Source organism: Streptomyces sp. NPDC017246, from assembly GCF_044331325.1.
Taxonomy (GTDB): Bacteria; Actinomycetota; Actinomycetes; order Streptomycetales; family Streptomycetaceae; genus Streptomyces.
Window position 1 is genome coordinate 1 of the sequence record NZ_JBIRMW010000029.1, and the last position, 17,399, is coordinate 17,399.

13 protein-coding genes are annotated in these 17,399 nt (G+C 73.4%); 2 read left to right on the plus strand and 11 right to left on the minus strand.

What is annotated here, in order from left to right:
* Positions 1 to 324: 324 nt before the first annotated feature.
* Positions 325 to 1,332, minus strand: a complete 1,008-nt coding sequence (locus ACH4MY_RS37335) for a stage II sporulation protein M (RefSeq protein ID WP_398009191.1) — start codon at positions 1,330 to 1,332, stop codon at positions 325 to 327.
* Between the two features lie 119 nt (positions 1,333 to 1,451).
* On the opposite strand from ACH4MY_RS37335, the gene ACH4MY_RS37340 reads away from it, so the two are divergent.
* Positions 1,452 to 2,453, plus strand: coding sequence for an RDD family protein (locus tag ACH4MY_RS37340; protein WP_398009193.1), 1,002 nt, complete (start codon positions 1,452 to 1,454; stop codon positions 2,451 to 2,453).
* Positions 2,454 to 2,456: 3 nt separating this feature from the next.
* On the opposite strand, the gene ACH4MY_RS37345 is transcribed toward ACH4MY_RS37340, so the two are convergent.
* The 8 genes from ACH4MY_RS37345 to ACH4MY_RS37380 all read right to left on the minus strand — a co-directional run bounded on the left by ACH4MY_RS37345 (position 2,457) and on the right by ACH4MY_RS37380 (position 10,982).
* On the minus strand, positions 2,457 to 3,071 hold the full coding sequence (locus tag ACH4MY_RS37345; protein ID WP_398009195.1) for a hypothetical protein: 615 nt from the start codon (positions 3,069 to 3,071) through the stop codon (positions 2,457 to 2,459).
* 155 nt (positions 3,072 to 3,226) lie between these two features.
* Positions 3,227 to 4,681, minus strand: a complete 1,455-nt coding sequence (ahcY, locus tag ACH4MY_RS37350; RefSeq protein WP_398009197.1) for an adenosylhomocysteinase — start codon at positions 4,679 to 4,681, stop codon at positions 3,227 to 3,229.
* Positions 4,682 to 4,986: 305 nt separating this feature from the next.
* Positions 4,987 to 5,952 carry a cation diffusion facilitator family transporter gene (locus ACH4MY_RS37355; RefSeq protein ID WP_398009199.1) on the minus strand — a complete coding sequence of 322 codons (966 nt, stop codon included), beginning with the start codon at positions 5,950 to 5,952 and terminating at the stop codon, positions 4,987 to 4,989.
* Between the two features lie 66 nt (positions 5,953 to 6,018).
* Entirely contained in the window at positions 6,019 to 7,170 is a 1,152-nt protein-coding gene (gene manA / locus ACH4MY_RS37360; protein WP_398009201.1) for a mannose-6-phosphate isomerase, class I, read from the minus strand.
* 203 nt (positions 7,171 to 7,373) lie between these two features.
* Positions 7,374 to 8,522, minus strand: coding sequence for an SIS domain-containing protein (locus ACH4MY_RS37365; protein ID WP_398009203.1), 1,149 nt, complete (start codon positions 8,520 to 8,522; stop codon positions 7,374 to 7,376).
* A 274-nt stretch (positions 8,523 to 8,796) separates the two neighbouring features.
* The gene (locus tag ACH4MY_RS37370; protein ID WP_398009204.1) at positions 8,797 to 8,979 is read right to left on the minus strand and encodes a Trm112 family protein; all 183 of its coding nucleotides are present in this window, start codon (positions 8,977 to 8,979) and stop codon (positions 8,797 to 8,799) included.
* 101 nt (positions 8,980 to 9,080) lie between these two features.
* Complete coding sequence (locus ACH4MY_RS37375) at positions 9,081 to 10,445, minus strand: phosphomannomutase/phosphoglucomutase (RefSeq protein WP_398009206.1); 1,365 nt, start codon at positions 10,443 to 10,445, stop codon at positions 9,081 to 9,083.
* 102 nt (positions 10,446 to 10,547) lie between these two features.
* On the minus strand, positions 10,548 to 10,982 hold the full coding sequence (locus ACH4MY_RS37380; RefSeq protein WP_189835857.1) for a DUF3499 domain-containing protein: 435 nt from the start codon (positions 10,980 to 10,982) through the stop codon (positions 10,548 to 10,550).
* 299 nt (positions 10,983 to 11,281) lie between these two features.
* Here ACH4MY_RS37380 and ACH4MY_RS37385 point away from each other — a divergent pair, with 299 nt between their 5' ends.
* Positions 11,282 to 11,737 carry a metallopeptidase family protein gene (locus ACH4MY_RS37385; RefSeq protein ID WP_398009241.1) on the plus strand — a complete coding sequence of 152 codons (456 nt, stop codon included), beginning with the start codon at positions 11,282 to 11,284 and terminating at the stop codon, positions 11,735 to 11,737.
* A 117-nt stretch (positions 11,738 to 11,854) separates the two neighbouring features.
* Here the strand turns inward: ACH4MY_RS37385 and ACH4MY_RS37390 are convergent, their stop codons facing one another.
* Together ACH4MY_RS37390 and ACH4MY_RS37395 are read right to left on the minus strand one after the other, a co-directional pair.
* On the minus strand, positions 11,855 to 13,390 hold the full coding sequence (locus ACH4MY_RS37390) for a DUF5719 family protein (protein ID WP_398009208.1): 1,536 nt from the start codon (positions 13,388 to 13,390) through the stop codon (positions 11,855 to 11,857).
* Positions 13,387 to 17,151, minus strand: a complete 3,765-nt coding sequence (locus tag ACH4MY_RS37395) for a glycosyltransferase family 2 protein (RefSeq protein ID WP_398009210.1) — start codon at positions 17,149 to 17,151, stop codon at positions 13,387 to 13,389. Before ACH4MY_RS37395 ends, ACH4MY_RS37390 begins: the two co-directional genes overlap by 4 nt.
* Between the last annotated feature and the right edge of the window lie 248 nt (positions 17,152 to 17,399).

Sequence of the window (17,399 nt, forward strand, 5' to 3'; positions counted from 1 at the left end):
GTGTTTCCGACTCTATCAGATCTTTCCGACCCGATTTCCTCGGTGCTTTCCGGTCCCTTTCGCTTTCGCTCCGGGCCCTTCCTGCGTTTCCGACTTTATCAGAACCATTTCGGCCGACCTAATCGGTGGCTTTCTTGATTCGAATAAGAATCGGAGTGACTCCGTGGAATCGAATTCCCGACCGGAGTGAGTGAGACTCTACTTGACTGCTGCCGAACTGTCCAGTTCCAGGCAACCGTTCAAATCTACCTCCCCACAGCCACCATGTCAATGGTTTTTGTGGGCACCGGAGGACACTAACAGGTCAGCGGGGTCCTTCGCACATCAGGCGGCGGTGGGGAGGACCGCGTTGCGGTCGGACTCCTCCAGGTCGCCTCCCTCGCCGGCGCGGGAGGCGCGGCCGCCGAGGACATGGACGTAGACGAGGAAGGCCAGCTCAGCGGCGACGCCGATGGTGATGCGGGCCCAGGTGGGCAGGCCGGAGGGGGTGACGAAGCCTTCGATCAGGCCCGACACGAAGAGGACCAGGGCCAGGCCGATCGCCATGCCGACGGCTGCGCGGCCGCGTTCCGCGAGGGCGGCGCGGCGGGTGGTGGGGCCGGGGTCGATGACCGTCCAGCCCAGGCGGAGGCCCGTGCCGGCGGCCACGAAGACCGCGGTCAGTTCCAGCAGGCCGTGGGGAAGGATCAGGCCCAGGAAGACGTCGAGGCGTCCGGCGGAGGTCATCAGACCGATGGCGACGCCGACGTTCAGCATGTTCAGCCAGAGGATCCAGAGCACCGGGATGCCCAGGAACGCGCCCAGGACCAGGCACATCGCGGCGGCCTGGGCGTTGTTCGTCCAGACCTGGGCGGCGAAGGAGGCCGCCGGGTTGCTGGAGTAGTAGGTCTCGTACTGGCCGCCGGGGCGCGTCATCTCGCGGAGTTCGGTGGGGGCGCCGATCGCCGCCTGGACCTCCGGGTGCGTGCCGATCCACCAGCCGATGAGGACCGCGAGCAGGGTGGAGAGGACGGCGGTGGGGACCCACCAGTGGCGGGAGCGGTAGACGGCCGCCGGGAATCCCGCGGTGAGGAAGCGGGCGGCGTCGCGCCAGGAGGAACGGCGGGTGCCCGTGACGGTGGCGCGGGCGCGGGCCACGAGCTGCGTGAGCCGGGCCGTGAGCATGGGGTCCGGGGTGCTGGACTGCACGATCGAGAGGTGGGTGGCCGTGCGCTGGTACAGGGCGACGAGTTCGTCGGCCTCGGCGCCGGTGAGCCTGCCACCCCGGCGCAGGAGATGGTCGAGGCGTTCCCACTCGGCGCGGTGGGCGGTGACGTAGACGTCGAGGTCCATGATCGGCTGCTGCTCCAGGCATCGGCTGCGGACGGGGCCGTACTACTGCGGCGCGCTGCGGGTCAGCTTGGCAGACTGACGTTCGGAGGGGTCGGGAAGGCCGGAGAAGGGTGGGTGCCGTGAGTGGGTTGGTGACGGGGGATGCCGTCGTACTGGGGTTGCAGCCCGCGCGGCTGCCGAGCCGGGCGCTGGCGGTGCTCATCGACCTGGTGGTGGTGTGGGCCGCCTATCTGCTGATCACGCTCGGGCTCGCGGTGGCCACCGCGTCGCTCGACGGGGCGGCGGTCGCGGCGGTGTCCGTCGCCTCCTTCCTGTTGATCCTCGTGGGGGCGCCGATCGCCGTGGAGACGCTGTCGCACGGGCGGTCGCTCGGGAAGCTGGCGTGCGGGCTCCGTGTGGTGCGGGACGACGGCGGGCCGATCCGGTTCCGTCACGCGCTGGTGCGCGGGGCGATGGGGGTCGTGGAGATCCTGCTGACCTTCGGGGTCGTCGCCTGTATCGCCTCGCTGGTGTCGGAGCGGGGGCGCCGGCTCGGCGATGTCTTCGCGGGGACGCTGGTCGTGCGCGAGCGGGTACCCACGGCGCGGGTGCTCGCCGTGCCCCCGCCGCCGCCGTGGCTGGTGGGACGGTTCGCGGGGCTCGATCTGTCGGCGGTGCCCGAGGCCCTGTGGCTGCAGATTCGGCAGTACCTCACGCGGGCGCGTGAGCTGGACCCGGCCGTGGGGCGGCGGCTCGCGGAGCGGCTGGCCGACGAGCTGGTGGCGCGGACCGGGACGCCTCCGCCGCCGGGGGTGCCGGCCGAGGCGTATCTGGCGGGGGTGGTGGCCGAGCGGCAGGCCCGGGACGCCCGGCGGGCCTTCGCCTCGCCCCACGGAGTCGGCGGGGCCGGTGGGACGGGTATGGCGGGCGGGGTGAGGGGGGCCGGTGAGGCACTGAGGATGCCGACGCCTGGCGTCGTTCCTCCGGTCGCCACTTCGCCCGCCGCTCCTTCCGCCGCTTCTTCCGCCGCCACTCCCCCTGCTTCGCCGGTCACTCCGGCGGCTGCTCCGGCGGTCGCTCCGCCCGCGGCCGGGGGCGGGACTCCCCCGGCGCCTGCCACGGGGTTCGCTCCGCCCGCCTGAGCGTCAGGGGAAGACCGACGGTGGGGTCTCCAGGGCTTCGAGTTCGATCCCCGGGGCCGCGAGGACGACGTCGCCGGCGATGTGGACGGTGTGCCTTTCGCCCGTGTCCAGGGCGCTGACCTGGTACTCGTCCACCATCAGGGGGCCGTTGTCAGTGGCGTGCGCTTCACTCTTCAGCAGGGCCCAGGACTGGTCGACCGTGAGGGGGGCGAGCACCGGGTCCGTGAAGGCGACGAGCCGGACACGGGTCTCGGGGGAATCGGGGGTGAGACGCAGGAGTCGCGTGAGCGCGACGAGGAACGCCGGGGACATACCGGTGAAGGCATGGGCGCGCACATTGCCTTCGGTGGCGTGGTCTCCGGTGGGGTCCGTGCGGACCCAGGAGACGCCGTCGAGGGCCGCGCCGCGGACCTGCCAGCCGCCGGCGTGGAGTTCGAGGCGGATGGGGCGGCCGAGTTCGTCGACGGCCAGGTCGACGGAGCCCCGGTGGTCGCCCGTGGGGGTGGTGATCTGCGAGACGTAGCGCCAGCCGGAGGGGCCCGGCGCGCAGTGGAAGTGTTCTTCGCCGAGGGGGGTGTGGTCGTGCGGGTCATGGAGCGAATAGCGGCCGCGGGGCATGGGTCGGTCCTCGGGAGGGGGCGCTTCCAGGAGCGGTAGCGGGGGCTGGACGGGGCAGGCCCCCCGACACGGGGGTGCGGGGGGCCTGCCTGAAGTCCTCTACGGGTGTCCGTCGGCGGCGTCGCGTCGGTGCGCGGGCGCCGCCGGCCGGGGCATCAGTAGCGGTAGTGGTCCGGCTTGAACGGGCCGTCGACCTCGACGCCGATGTAGGCGGCCTGCTCGGGGCGGAGGGTCGTCAGCTTGACGCCGAGGGCGTCGAGGTGGAGACGGGCGACCTTCTCGTCCAGGTGCTTGGGCAGCACGTACACGTCGGTCGGGTACTCCTGCGGCTTCGTGTAGAGCTCGATCTGGGCCAGGGTCTGGTCCGCGAACGAGTTCGACATGACGAAGGAGGGGTGGCCGGTCGCGTTGCCCAGGTTGAGGAGGCGGCCCTCGGACAGCACGATGAGGACCTTGCCGTCGGGGTGGGTCCAGGTGTGGACCTGCGGCTTGACCTCGTCCTTGACGATGCCCGGGGTCTTGGCCAGGCCGGCCATGTCGATCTCGTTGTCGAAGTGGCCGATGTTGCCGACGATGGCCTGGTGCTTCATCTTGGCCATGTCCCCGGCCATGATGATGTCCTTGTTGCCGGTCGTGGTGATGAAGATGTCGGCCGTCTCGACGACCTCGTCCAGGGTCGTGACCTGGTAGCCGTCCATCGCCGCCTGGAGCGCGCAGATCGGGTCGATCTCGGTGACGATGACGCGGGCGCCCTGGCCGCGGAGGGACTCGGCGCAGCCCTTGCCGACGTCGCCGTAGCCGCAGACGACCACGGTCTTGCCGCCGATGAGGACGTCGGTGGCGCGGTTGATGCCGTCGATGAGGGAGTGGCGGCAGCCGTACTTGTTGTCGAACTTCGACTTCGTCACGGCGTCGTTCACGTTGATCGCCGGGAAGAGGAGGTCGCCGGCCTGGTGCATCTCGTACAGGCGGTGGACGCCGGTGGTGGTCTCCTCGGTCACGCCGCGGATCTCGGACGCCAGCTGGGTCCACTTCTGCGGGTTCTCGCCGAGGGTGCGGTTGAGGAGACGGAGGATGTAGCCGTACTCCTCGCTGTCCGCGGTGGCCGGGTCCGGGGCGGAACCGGCCTTCTCGAACTCGACGCCCTTGTGGACGAGGAGGGTGGCGTCACCACCGTCGTCGAGGATCATGTTCGGGCCGCCGGTGGGCGTGTTCGGCCAGGTGAGGGCCTGCTCCGTGCACCACCAGTACTCCTCCAGGGTCTCGCCCTTCCAGGCGAAGACCGGGACGCCCTGCGGGTTCTCCGGGGTGCCGTTCGGGCCGACGGCGATGGCCGCGGCGGCGTGGTCCTGGGTGGAGAAGATGTTGCAGGAGGCCCAGCGGACCTCGGCGCCGAGGGCGACCAGGGTCTCGATGAGGACGGCCGTCTGCACGGTCATGTGCAGGGAGCCGGTGACGCGGGCGCCGGCGAGCGGCTGCTGTTCGGCGTATTCGCGGCGGATCGACATCAGGCCGGGCATCTCGTGCTCGGCGAGGGTGATCTCCTTGCGGCCGAAGGCGGCAAGGGAGAGGTCTGCGACCTTGAAGTCCTGATGGGCGACAGTCGTCATAACTGGGCTGCTCCTCGTGTGTCGGTGCGAGGTCGGGTCGGGTGGGGCGCAGGGCGCCACGGCGCTGCCTGGGCACAGGAATGCCCGGGGTTCCGCGGTGCCGTCGTCGGAGGCCCTCTCTCCCTCGGCCGGTCCTCACGGACCGCCCGACCGCCATCAGCAGCGACGTCTGGCTGGTCACGAATCTACACCGGCCGGCCCGGCGCGCCACAGTCCGCATCGGGCGGCGGGGCGCTCCCGGAGCCCCGTACGGACGCGCGAGACCCCCGGGACCGTGGGGTCGCGGGGGTCTCGTGAGGGCGTGCTCAGTGAGCGGTGTCGTCCGGCGTCCTGGCCGGGTTCGTCCCGGTGGCGGCGGCCTTCTCGCTGTAGACGTCGGGCTCCAGGTAGATGACCCGGGCGATCGGGACGGCGGCGCGGATGCGCTCCTCCGCGGCGTTGATCGCGTTCGCGACCTCGGCGGCGGAATCGTCGTGCTGGACGGCGATCTTGGCGGCGACGAGGAGCTCCTCGGGGCCGAGGTGGAGCGTCCGCATGTGGATGAGGCGGGTGACGGTGTCGCCGTCGACGACCGCGTTCTCGATCTTCTTGACGTCCTCGATGCCGGCGGACTCGCCGAGGAGCAGCGACTTGGTCTCGGCGGCGAGCACGATCGCGATGACGATGAGCAGGATGCCGATGCAGAGGGTGCCGATGCCGTCCCAGACGCCGTCGCCGGTCAGCAGGGCGAGGCCGACGCCGCCGAGCGCGAGGACGAGGCCGACGAGGGCTCCGAGGTCCTCCAGGAGGACGACGGGCAGCTCGGGGGCCTTGGCCCGGCGGACGAACTGCGTCCAGGTGAGGCCGCCACGGATCAGGTTCGACTCCTGGATGGCGGTACGGAAGGAGAAGGACTCGGCGATGATCGCGAAGACGAGGACGCCGACCGGCCAGTACCAGGCCTCGATCGGGTGCGGGTGCTTGATCTTCTCGTAGCCCTCGTAGACGGCGAACATGCCACCGACGGAGAAGAGGACGATGGAGACGAGGAAGGCGTAGATGTAGCGCTCGCGGCCGTAGCCGAAGGGGTGCTGCGGCGTCGCCTCGCGCTGCGCCTTCTTGCCGCCGAGGAGCAGCAGGGCCTGGTTGCCGGAGTCGGCGAGCGAGTGGACGCTCTCGGCGAGCATCGACGACGAACCACTGAAGAGGTACGCCACGAACTTGGCTACGGCGATCGCCAGGTTGGCGGCGAGTGCCGCCACGATCGCCTTGGTTCCGCCTGACGCGCTCATGGGTGTACGTGGTCCCTTCGTCGATGCACCGGCACTGTCGCCGCGGTTCGGCCGGTCATTGTCGCATCAGGCCACGACGGTGGCACGGAAGACCGTCCCCGTACCGGTGAGTTCGGCGCTCTCGCCCGCCGGCACGAAGACGGACTCGCCCGGGGCGAGGGTGACCTCGCCCGCCTTCGGGCGGCCGGCGACGGCGAGCAGGATCTGTGGGGTGGGGCTGGTCAGGTCGGTCGGGGCGGCGCCCTCGGGCCGTACGAAACGGGAGAGGCGGAACTCGTCGATCGGGGTGTCGTAGACCTCTTCGCCGCTCGGGGAGGCCTCGGGGCGCAGGATCGACGGGTCGGCCGGCTCGAAGCGGACGACGCGCAGGAGTTCGGGGACGTCGACGTGCTTGGGGGTAAGTCCGCAGCGCAGCACGTTGTCCGAGTTGGCCATGATCTCGACGCCGAGGCCGTCGAGGTAGGCGTGCGGGACGCCCGCGCCCAGGTAGAGGGCCTCGCCGGGCTGGAGCCGGACCCGGTTGAGGAGCATCGCGGCGATGACGCCGGGGTCGCCCGGGTAATGGTGGGCGAGGGTGGCGTACGGGGTGTGCTCGCCGCCGAGGCGTTCGGCGGCGGCGGCCGCCTCCGCGACGGTGTGGGCCATCTCCTCCGGGTCGGCGGTGAGCAGGGCCGTCAGGACCTCGCGGAGCGCCGCCTCTTCGGGTTGGGCGTGGAGCAGGTCGACGTACGGCTTGAGCGAGTCGACGCCGAGCTCGGCGATGAGGTCGGCGGCCCCGGCGGGGGCGCGGAAGCCGCACAGTCCGTCGAAGGGGGTGAGGGCGCAGATCAGCTCGGGCTTGTGGTTGGCGTCCTTGTACGTGCGCTGCGGGGCGTCGACCGGGATGCCGGCGGCTTCCTCGGCCGCGTGGCCCGCCTGCGCCTGGGCCAGGTCGGGGTGGGCCTGGAGGGAGAGCGGGGCGCCGGCGGCGAGCACCTTCAGCAGGAACGGGAGGCGTGGTCCGAACTTCTCGACGGAACGCTCGCCCAGTTCGCGTACGGGATCGGCGTCGATCAGCGCGTTCAGCGGGCCGCGTTCGGTGCGGGAGGGCGCGCCGGGGTGGGCGCCCATCCACATCTCGGCCTGGGGCTCGCCGGTGGGGGCGATGCCGAGCAGTTCCGGGATGGCCGTCGTGGATCCCCAGGCGTAGGGACGGACGGTGTTGACGAGGCGTTCCATGGTGCCTGCCAGCTCCTCGGGGTGGTGACGGATGGTGAGAGGTGTCGGGAGACAGGTGACAGGGGGCGGGTGACGGGTGGGTTACGGAGCGATGGCCGGTGCGTCCTCGGTGACCGGTGTCTCCTCGGTGGCCGGTGCCTCCCCGGTGGACGGGCGGCCGCCGGTCCGTGGCGGTGGACGGCGTACGGTCCCGGGGGCTCCGGCTAGAGGGCGGTGCGGCCCGGGGTCGCCAGGGAGAGGTAGACGGCCGCGAAGTCGGTCACCGCGAGCAGTTCCGCCAGGGTCTCCAGGTAGCCGCCCTCCTCGGGCTCCAGCTCGCTGATGGCCGTCTCGTGGCCGAGGGCCAGTTCACGGGCGGCGTGGGCGGCGGTGAGGCCGTCCGAGGGGCGGTCCCTCAGCAGGACGACCCGGGCGCGCAGCGCCTGTGGCTCGTCGACCCGGTCCCGGAAGAAGTCCTCGGGATCGGCGCCCGCCGCGTAGTCGCCGGCGAGGAGGACGCCGTGGGCGGGCAGCGCCTCCGGGAGTTCCGCGGCCAGGGCGGGCAGCCCCGCCAGCTCGGCCAGGACGGCGGCGAAACGGCGGCCGGCCGGGCCCGCGGCGGCGCCCTCCGTCCAGATCAGCGGAAGGGAGTCGGCGAGCTCCGCGGCGAGCGTCTTCGCCGGGTTGCTGTACGTGGCGATGGCGGGGCCGCAGCGCTCCGCCGTGCGGTCCAGGCGGTCGGCGACCTTCTCCAGGGCCTCCGGCGGCGCCTCCAGGAGACCGACGCGGTCGAGGAGTACGAGGAGCGGGGTGAACAGGGCCCAGAGCGTGCCGGGGCTGGCCGCGATGTTCTCGCCGTACTCGTCCGGGGTCTCGTGCGGGGCGGTGGCCATCGGGACGAACAGGCCGCGCGAACCGCCGACGGCCTCGGCGAGCGGTGAGGCCTTCGGGGCGACGGCGACGACGGAGACACCGCGGCGGTAGGCCTGCTCGGCGAGGAGCGCGAGGCCCGGTTCCGAGCCGTCCGTGGTCGGCAGCAGGAGCAGGTCCACGGAGCCCGCCCAGCCGGGGAGGGCCCAGCGCAGGGCGCCCGCGGCGGGGGCGACGCCGGTGGGCTGGAGACGTACGACGGGGGCGGAGGCCCCTGCCAGGGCGCCGATCAGGTCGGCGACGGCCGCGGCGGCGGTGCCGGGGCCCGCGACGAGGACCGTGCGGGGGCGGCCCTCGGGGCGGAGGTCCGCGATACCGGCCTCGGCGGCGTGCCGGGCCGCCGTACGCACCCGGGCGCCGGCCTCGGCGGCGCCGAGGAGGAGGCCGCGGCGGTCGGCCAGGGCGAGGTCGTCCGGGGCGTCGAGGAGGGTCTCGTCGAGCATGGGGCGGTGCCTCCGGTCGCGTCGTCGTCGCGGGTCCCCGCGGGGGCCTTGGCGGGCTCGTGGTGCGGGGTGCGGGAGCCGGTGGTGGGCCCCGGCCGTCGGCCGGGGCCTTGTCGGTTCCCGCCCGCACCCCGTACGGCTGGGACGGCGGAGGCGCGGGTCTTCCCGCGGGTGCTCGCCGTCGGCGGCGGACCGGCGGCTCTGTCGCCCGCCTTCATTGTCCTGCCGTCGTTCGGCCGGCGCCGCTCTCGGCGGCGTACCGGCGGCTCGTGGGTTACGCCGGGCGGCGGGCCTCGTCCGTCAGGAGGACCGGGATGTCGTCGCGGACCGGGTAGGCGAGGCCGCATGCGGGGCTCGTGCAGATGAGTTCGGGGGTCTCGTCCGCCGTGCGGTCGTTGAGCGGAGCGTGGCACGCGGGGCAGGCCAGGATCTCCAGGAGGCCGGCTTCGAGCGGCATGGGGTGTCCCTTCGAACAAACGGTGGTGGTGCTGCCCTTCGGGCCAGGTCAGCCTACCGCCGGGGAACGGGCGGTGCCCCGTTCCCCGGCGGCCGGCGGGGTCAGTCCGTCGCCCGGACCAGCGCCAGGACCTCGTCGCGGATCCTGGCCATGGTGGCCGCGTCGCGGGCCTCGACGTTGAGGCGCAGCAGCGGCTCGGTGTTGGAGGCGCGGAGGTTGAACCACCAGTCCCGCGCGGTCACCGTGAGGCCGTCGAGCTCGTCGAGGGTCACGCCCTCGCCCTCGTAGGCCGCCCTGACCTTCGCCGCGCTCGCCGTCTGGTCCGCGACCGTGGAGTTGATCTCGCCCGAGGACGCGTAGCGGTCGTAAACGGAGACCAGGTCGGACAGGGTGCCCTCCTGGCCGCCGAGGGCGGCCAGGACGTGGAGCGCGGCCAGCATGCCGGTGTCCGCGTTCCAGAAGTCCTTGAAGTAGTAGTGCGCCGAGTGCTCGCCGCCGAAGATGGCGCCGGTCTTCGCCATCTCCTCCTTGATGAAGGAGTGGCCGACGCGGGTGCGGACCGGCTCGCCGCCCTGCTCGCGGACGACCTCCGGCACCGACCAGGAGGTGATCAGGTTGTGGATGATCGTTCCGCCGGGGTGCTTGGCGAGCTCGCGGGCGGCCACCAGGGCCGTGATCGCGGACGGCGAGACCGGCTCGCCGCGCTCGTCCACGACGAAGCAGCGGTCGGCGTCGCCGTCGAAGGCCAGGCCGAGGTCGGCGCCCTCGGCCAGGACGCGGGCCTGGAGGTCGACGATGTTCTTCGGGTCGAGCGGGTTGGCCTCGTGGTTCGGGAACGTGCCGTCCAGCTCGAAGTACATCGGGACGAGGTCCAGCGGCAGGCCCTCGAAGACGGTGGGGACCGTGTGGCCGCCCATGCCGTTGCCCGCGTCGACGACCACCTTGAGGGGGCGGATCGTCCTGAGGTCGACCAGGGACTTCAGGTACGCGGCGTAGTCCGCCAGGGTCTCCCGCTCCGTGATCGTGCCCGCGGTCGGGGCCGCCTCGGGCGCGCCGTCGCGCGTCCATCGCTCCGCGAGTTCGCGGATCTCCGCCAGGCCGGTGTCCTGGCCCACGGGGGCGGCGCCCGCGCGGCACATCTTGATGCCGTTGTACTGGGCCGGGTTGTGCGAGGCGGTGAACATCGCGCCGGGCAGGTCGAGGCTGCCGGACGCGAAGTACAGCTGATCGGTGGAGCAGAGCCCGATCAGGGTGACGTCGGCGCCGAGGCGGGCCGCGCCGCGCGCGAAGGCGTCGGCGAGGCCGGGCGACGAGGGGCGCATGTCGTGGCCGATGACGATCGCGTCAGCGTCCGTCACTCGTACGAAGGCGGCGCCGAAGAGCTCGGCGAGCGTCTCGTCCCACTGGTCGGGTACCACTCCGCGGACGTCGTACGCCTTCACGATCTGCGACAGATCGGCAGTCACGGATCCACCCTCCTGAGTTCTCGGCACGCGGTGCGGCGCGTGTACGGAACGCCAAAACTACCCGGAGGGACGAGGGGGGACGCGGACGGTGGCCGGTTGCGCTCAGTTGTCAGGAGACCGGAGCACTCTCAGGTGCCCTCGGCGGCCGACCTCCATGGGGTCGCCGCCACGGCCTCCGGGGCCCTTGCCGCCGGCCTCGGCGGCGCGTTCCTGGGGGCGGGCCGCCTCCCGAACCGCGTTGGCCAGGGCTTCGAGGTCGTCGCCGCTGGGGCGGGGCGGGGCGGAGGCGTCGGTGAGCCGCACGACCTCCCACCCTCGCGGGGCGGTGAGGCGCTCGCTGTGCTGGGCGCACAGGTCGTAGCAGTGGGGCTCGGCGTAGGTGGCGAGCGGGCCGAGGACCGCAGTCGAGTCGGCATAGACGTACGTCAGTGTCGCGACGGCAGGGCGGCCGCACGCAGTGCGCGAACAGCGACGTACAGGGCTCACGACGTTGGACGGTACCGCACTCTTGAGCGGGCCGCGACGACTCTCCCTCAGGTCACTCCACCGTGTCGCGCTGTGACCTCGGCCACCACCCGTCGCGCGGCGTCCCTTCCGACCTGCGTGGGAGGGGGCGCAAGGGGGTGGGGCCGGGAGTCGATCCGGACAGTCGGGGGTACGGATCCGGTCAACCACGGCCAGATGGCCGATCGTGAGGGGCTGTCGAATCGAGCGGATGGTTGGCCGGATTGTTCAGGTTTCGACATGGGGTGTGGTGGAGGGCCAGGGGTGCCGGGGAAGGTGGCGAGGATGCGCCACGGTGCGGAGAGACCGATGAGGGTTACGCTGCGTCAGTGATGGACAGTCCTGTGCCGCCGAGCCCCCCGCACCGCTCCCCGGAGCCCCCGGCGGAGCCTCGGGTCCGCCGCCGCGACCGGCACGGCCGGGGGATGCGGGGACCGGTCGCCCCGCCGCAGGTGCCGCTCTCCACGAGCCGGGGCGACACCTTCCGCGATCTCGTCCTCGACTCCGTGGAGCGTCTCGAACGGCGCTGGCCGCAGCTCGCGGACGTCGAGTTCCTCGTGTTGGAGGTGCCGCCGCCGGTGCCGGGCGAGACGGTGCCGCTGGGCGGCTCGGCGCCCGCAGAGAAGGACGAGCCGGCCCGGGTGGTCGTCTACCGGCGCCCGGTCGAGATCCGCTCGAAGAGCCGGGACGAGCGGGCGCTGCTGGTCCACGAGGTGGTCGTGGAGCAGGTCGCGGAGCTGCTCGGGCTCTCGCCCGAGTCGGTCGATCCCCGGTACGGGCAGGACTGAGGCTCCGCGCGGCGGACGGCTCAGCCCGCTGTCCTCGGCCTCGGTCCTCGCCTTCTGCCCGCCGCCCGCTGCCCGGGACGCCTCTGTCCAGGACAGCTCGGCTCAGCCCGGTACGCCTCAGTCCAGGACGCCGAGGTCCTGGCGGGCCGAGGGGACCTCGACCGTGCCCCGGTCGTCGACGAAGGTCTGCACCGTGAACATCGGGGTGCCGTCCTGGGGCAGCGCGAGCGTCCGGGACGCGTACACCTTGCCGCCGGAGACCGGTTCCACGGTCAGCGCGTAGGAACCCTTGAGTCCCTCGGGGACGAGGTCGGTGACGACCGTCGTGGTGCCCGCCTTGACGGTGACCGTCCTCGACACGGCCGTCCCCCCGCCGGACCCGGCCGAGGCCGTGATCTTGACCTGGGCCGCGGCGCCGGGCGGAACGGTCAGGGCGAGCGTCGAGGCCTTGGCCCGGTTGTCGGCGACCGTCGCACGGGCGGAGATCGCCGAGGTCGCCGGCACGAACGCGATCTCGGTGTCGTCTCCCTTGCCGCGGACCACCCGGAGGGCGGCCACGACCGGGGTGGGCTTCTTCGGGTCGCTCGGGGTGAGCAGCAGGGAGCCCACGGCGCCACGGGTGAGGTTCGGCAGGTCGACGGCGGCCGTCATCCCGGACTTCACGTGAAGGACGTCGGAGCCGGCCGGGACGATCGTGCCGTTCGGGGTGACCAGCTGGACCTTCACGTCGGCGTCGTCGTCGCCGGGGGCGAAGGCCACCAGCCGTACGGAGGTGGCGTCGGCCGGGATGCCGGGGAGCACGGCGGTGCCCGCCGGATCGGCCGAGGCCGCGATCCAGTCGCTGCCGAGCTTCTCGTCGGCGGCGGCGACGGCGGCGCCGACCCGTCCGCTGCGGGTCGTGACGTGGACGGTGACGGCCTGCTGGGCGGTCGCGCCGGTGAGGGTGGAGAGCAGGACGGGGACCGTGGAGTGGGCGGGGACCGGGATGCCCTCGGTGAACTGGGACTTGAGGACGCCCTCGGGGCCGTACAGCTCGATGTCGGCGACGGCGGCCGTGTCGTCCGGGTTGGTGAGGTGGACGTAGTCCTGGCGTTCCTTGGCGGTGGAGGCCCCGGGGAACCAGAAGTCGGTGTCGGGGGCGCCGCAGCCGAGGCCGAGGAGGCCGCGTGCGCCGCCCGCCGGGACGACGGTGGTCTGCTGGACGGTCCAGCCGGGGGCGAGGGTGCCGGTCGCCGCGCCCGTGAGGGCGGGTGCCGCGGCGCCGTTCGCGTCGGCGGTGACGGGCTTGCCGGGGGCGGTGACGGTGGCCGGGACCTTGGGGGCCTTCGGCGTCTTGCCGCCGTCGGGGGCGCCGCCCGAGGGCGTCGTGCTCCGGGCGGGCCGCAGCTGTGCGGTCGGCTGCTCGGGCTTGCCGGTGCCGCCCTTCGCCGTGCTCGTGCCGCTGCCCGTGGGGGTGTACGAGGTGTAGCGGGTCTCGGCGAGCTCGGAGGTGCTGGGCACCGGGCAGACGAGGCCGGCGCGCTGGACCGGCAGGCGGGTGGGCGCCTTGGCCCCGGGGGCGGCGGTGCCGTCCGGGGCGGTGAGGGACGCGATGCCGGTGACGGCGGCGAGCGCCGTGGCGACCGCGATCAGGGAGAGGGTCGTGCGCTTCACTGGTTGCTGCTCCCGTCGGGACGCTGCTCGGTCTCGGGGCCCTGGGGGTGCCCGTAGCCGTAGGTGTACGGGTCGTACCGCTGCTGCTCGTACTGCTGTTGCGGGTCGTACTGCGGCTGCTGCTCGTCGTACTGCTGCGGGTCGTACTGCTGCGGGGCGTAACCCTGCTCCGCGTACGGCTGCCGCGGGTCGTACTGCTGCTGCGGCTGCTGCTCGTAGCCCTGCTGGGGGTACGCGTAGGGCTGCTGCTGGTACGGGTCGGTCGCGTACTCCTGGTAGTAGCCCTGCTCGGCGTACCCCTGGGACGGGGGCTGCTCCTGGTGGCCCTGGGACTGCTCCTGGGCCTGGGCGTAGGCCGGGTCGTAGCCGCCGTCCCACTCCTGGGGCTCGTACGTCTGCTGCTCCGGGACGGGGGCCGCCTCCGGTTCGGGACCGGCCTCCGCAGCCTCCGCCTCCGCCTCGGCCTCCGCGGCGGCGCGCAGGCGGCGGGCCCGGCGGCCGTCGCCCTCGGTGGCCTGGGCGGGGATCGCGAGCTCCTCCTCGGGCAGGTCGTCGTCGATCTCGCGGCGCCGCCCGGGCAGGGCGAGGACGAGCAGGACGACGGCCATGCCGACCTGGGCCCAGATCCACACGGTGTGGGTGAACGGCTGGTCGTGGGTGACGTCGAGGCGGCCGCCCTGGGCGGGGAGTTCGAAGCCCTGGGCCCAGCCGTCGACGGTGGTGCGCGTCAGTTCCTTGCCGTCGAGGGTCGCGGTCCAGCCCTCGTCGGCGCGGTCGGCGAGGCGCAGGACGCGGCCGGCGGGGCCGGCCGGGATCTCGGTGTGGGCCTCGACGGGGCCGGCGGCGACGGCGACCGGGGTGGCCGCCTTCGCGCTGTCCGCCGCCTTCTCCGCCGTCGCGTCCGTCGCACCGTCCGCTGTCCCCTCGGCCGTCTTCGCGGCCGGCGGGACGATCATGACGCGGGCGATCTCGCGGTCCACGCGCCAGAGCGCGCTGCCGTCGAGCTGGCTGAGGCGGCTGATGCCGGGGGTGGAGTCGAGGACGCGGCCCATCTGGCGCGGCGCCCCGTCCCGTACGAGGACGTAGCGGATCGCGTACCCGCTGAGCTCCTGCGTCTGGTCGGCGCCGGAGCCCGCGACCAGGTGGGCGACGACGGCGTCCAGACGGGGGTCGTCCTCGGCGCCCACGGTGAGCTCGGCGTCGCCGAGGCGGGCGCCGGAGCCGCGGACCAGGGTGTAGACGACCTCGCCGGACGCACTGCCGCCGAGGACGAGGGTGCGGGGCTGGTCGCGGGTGCCGCTCTCCTCGGCGACGAAGGCCGGTACCTGGACCGGGTCGCGCCGGGTCAGCGGGCCGTCGGCGCCGCCGATCATCCAGCCGGCCGCGGCGACGGCCGGGCCGAGGGCGCAGGCGAGGGCGATGAGGGCGGCGACGGGCTGGCGCCAGCCGAAGCCGTGGGCGGCGACGCGGGTGCGGCCGCCCTCGGCGCCGATCATGCCGGCGGCGACGAGAGCGGCGCCGTAGACGAGGGTGGCGGGTCCGGCCCAGCCGGTGCCGCCCGCGCCGTTGGAGAGGACGGCGAAGAGGAGTCCGGCGAGGGCGGCGGCCCAGGCGGCCCGGACGGCGAGCTGCCGCTCCTCGCGCAGCAGCGCGGCGAGACCGGCGAGGACGAGGCCCGCGAGGAGGAGGCCGCCGGTGGTGCCGGGGCCGCCGGGGCTGGTGCCGAGCAGGTCGAACGCGGTGGCCGTGCCCGTACGGATGTCGAGGCCGGCCTCGCGCAGGAACGCGCCCGGATCGGTGAGCAGGGTCAGCGACCAGGGGGCGAGGACGAGGAGCGGGGTGCCGACGGCGGCCAGGAAGCGCAGCCCGTACGCGGTGATGTCGGAGCGGCGCACGACGAGGACGCCGATGCCGAGGAGGACGGCGAGCGGCCAGACGACCGGGGTGAACGCGGTCGCGAAGGTGAGCAGGAAGGTGTACGCCCAGGTGGCGCGCCAGCTGCCCCGGTCGGGCCGGTTGAAGCCGTGCGCGGCGACGGCGGCCCGCGCCGTCAGCGGAAGCAGGATCGCGAGGACGGCGGTGCCGAGGCGGCCGGTGGCGAGGGCCCCGGTGGCGGCCGGCAGGAAGGCGTACGCGATGGCACCCCAGGCGCGCAGGAGCCGGGACTCGACGATGCCGCGTGCGGCGAAGTAGGCGGTGAAGCCGGCGAGCGGGACCGAGCAGACGAGCAGCAGGGTCAGCGCGGTGGAGGTCGAGCCGAGGAACAGCGCGGAGAGCGCGGCCAGGACCGCGAGGTACGGCGGGGCGGTCTGGGTGCCGCCGGTGCCGAGGGCGTGCCAGCCGTCGGCGTACCGCGACCAGAGCTCGGAGACGGTGTCGGGCGCGGGCAGCAGGGCGCCGCCGGCCAGGGAGCCGCCGGCGAAGAGGTTGCGGCAGGCGACCAGGGAGACGAGGAGGAGCAGGGCGAAGAGGACCGGGCCCGGCTTGCGGGCGATCTTCTTCAGCCGGGCGAACTGCTCGATCTCCAGGTAGTCGGCGTCGTCGCCGCCGGGGCCGGACTCGACGACGCCGTGGCGGGAGCCGCCGGAATCGGCCTCGGAGCCGCCGAAGTCGGCGGTGATCTGTTCGACGGCGGCGCGGACGGTGGCGCCGGGCGGCGGGAACAGCGGGCGGAGTTCGCTCGCCGGGACGACGGGGTTCTTGCGGCGCTTGCGGGCGGCCAGGATCTTCTCGGGGCGCAGCAGGGTGGCGAGGAGGCCCATGACCTCGTCGACGGCCTGGCCGGGGACCTTGCCGACGAGGTAGGCGAGGGTGCGGAGCAGGGTGCTGAGCACGAGCCGTACGAGGACGTACGGGAGGGCGGCGCCGCGGGTGTTGGCGAGGAGCGTGTAGACGGCGCCGGCCTTGTCGACGCGGTGCGGGTTGGCGGCGGTGCGTCCGGCGCAGTCGACGGTGCGGCGTTCGCGGGCGGAGGCCTCGGCGTGCCGGAGGACGGCGTCGGGGGCGATGAGGACGCGGTGGCCGGCGGAGTGGGCGCGCCAGCAGAGGTCGACGTCGTCGCGCATGAGGGGCAGGCGGCGGTCGAAGCCGCCGAGTTCCTCGAAGACGTCGCGGCGGACGAGCATGCCGGCGGTGGAGACGGAGAGGACGGCGCGGACCTGGTCGTGCTGGCCCTGGTCCTGCTCGCGGCGGTCGAGTCCCGTCCAGCGGCGGCCGCTGCGGGCGATGGAGACGCCGGTCTCCAGGAGCTGCTTCCGGTCGTACCAGCCGCGCAGCTTGGGGCCGATGACGGCGGCGTCCGCGTCGGAGTCGGCGACGCGCAGGAGTTCGGCGAGGGCGCCGGGCTCGGGGGCGCAGTCGTCGTGGAGGAGCCAGAGCCACTGAACCGGGTCGCCGTGCGGGAGTTCGGGGAGGTCGTAGGCGTCGTCGTTCCAGCTGCGGCTGACGGGGTCCCAGCCGCTGGGGCGCTTCAGATAGGCCAGGTCCTCGGGTCCGAGCACGGGCGCGGTGCGGACGGCCTCCTCGACGGCGGTACCGAAGCCGGTGCGGCGCGCGAGGTGCAGGACGCGGTCGGTGCCGAGGGCGTCGGCGAGGAGCTGCGCCGAGTCGTCGGCGCTGCCGGTGTCGGCGGCGACCGCGTTCTGCACGGGGCGTTCCTGGGCGAGCAGCCCGGCGAGGGCGTCCGGCAGCCAGCGGGCGCCGTCGTGGGTGACGAGCACGGCGGTGACGACGTGTCGCGGAAACTCAGGAGTTGAGGACATCGAGCTACGGGCCCTCCGGCCGGGGTCGCCCGCGGGGGGCGTGGGGAGCGTCTCGGACGGAGGCCCACACTAACGGCTGCACGCGGAGCGGTCCGCCGCCCTGTGGACAGAGCGGGCGGAAGCGGGGCCGCCGCCTGTGGACAGAGCGGGAGGAAGGGTTTCCGTACGGAGTGAGCAGAACGGTCCGCCGCCTGTGGCTGGAGCACAGGGGGCGGACCGTTCTGTTCGTTCCGTGTGTTCTGGTGTGC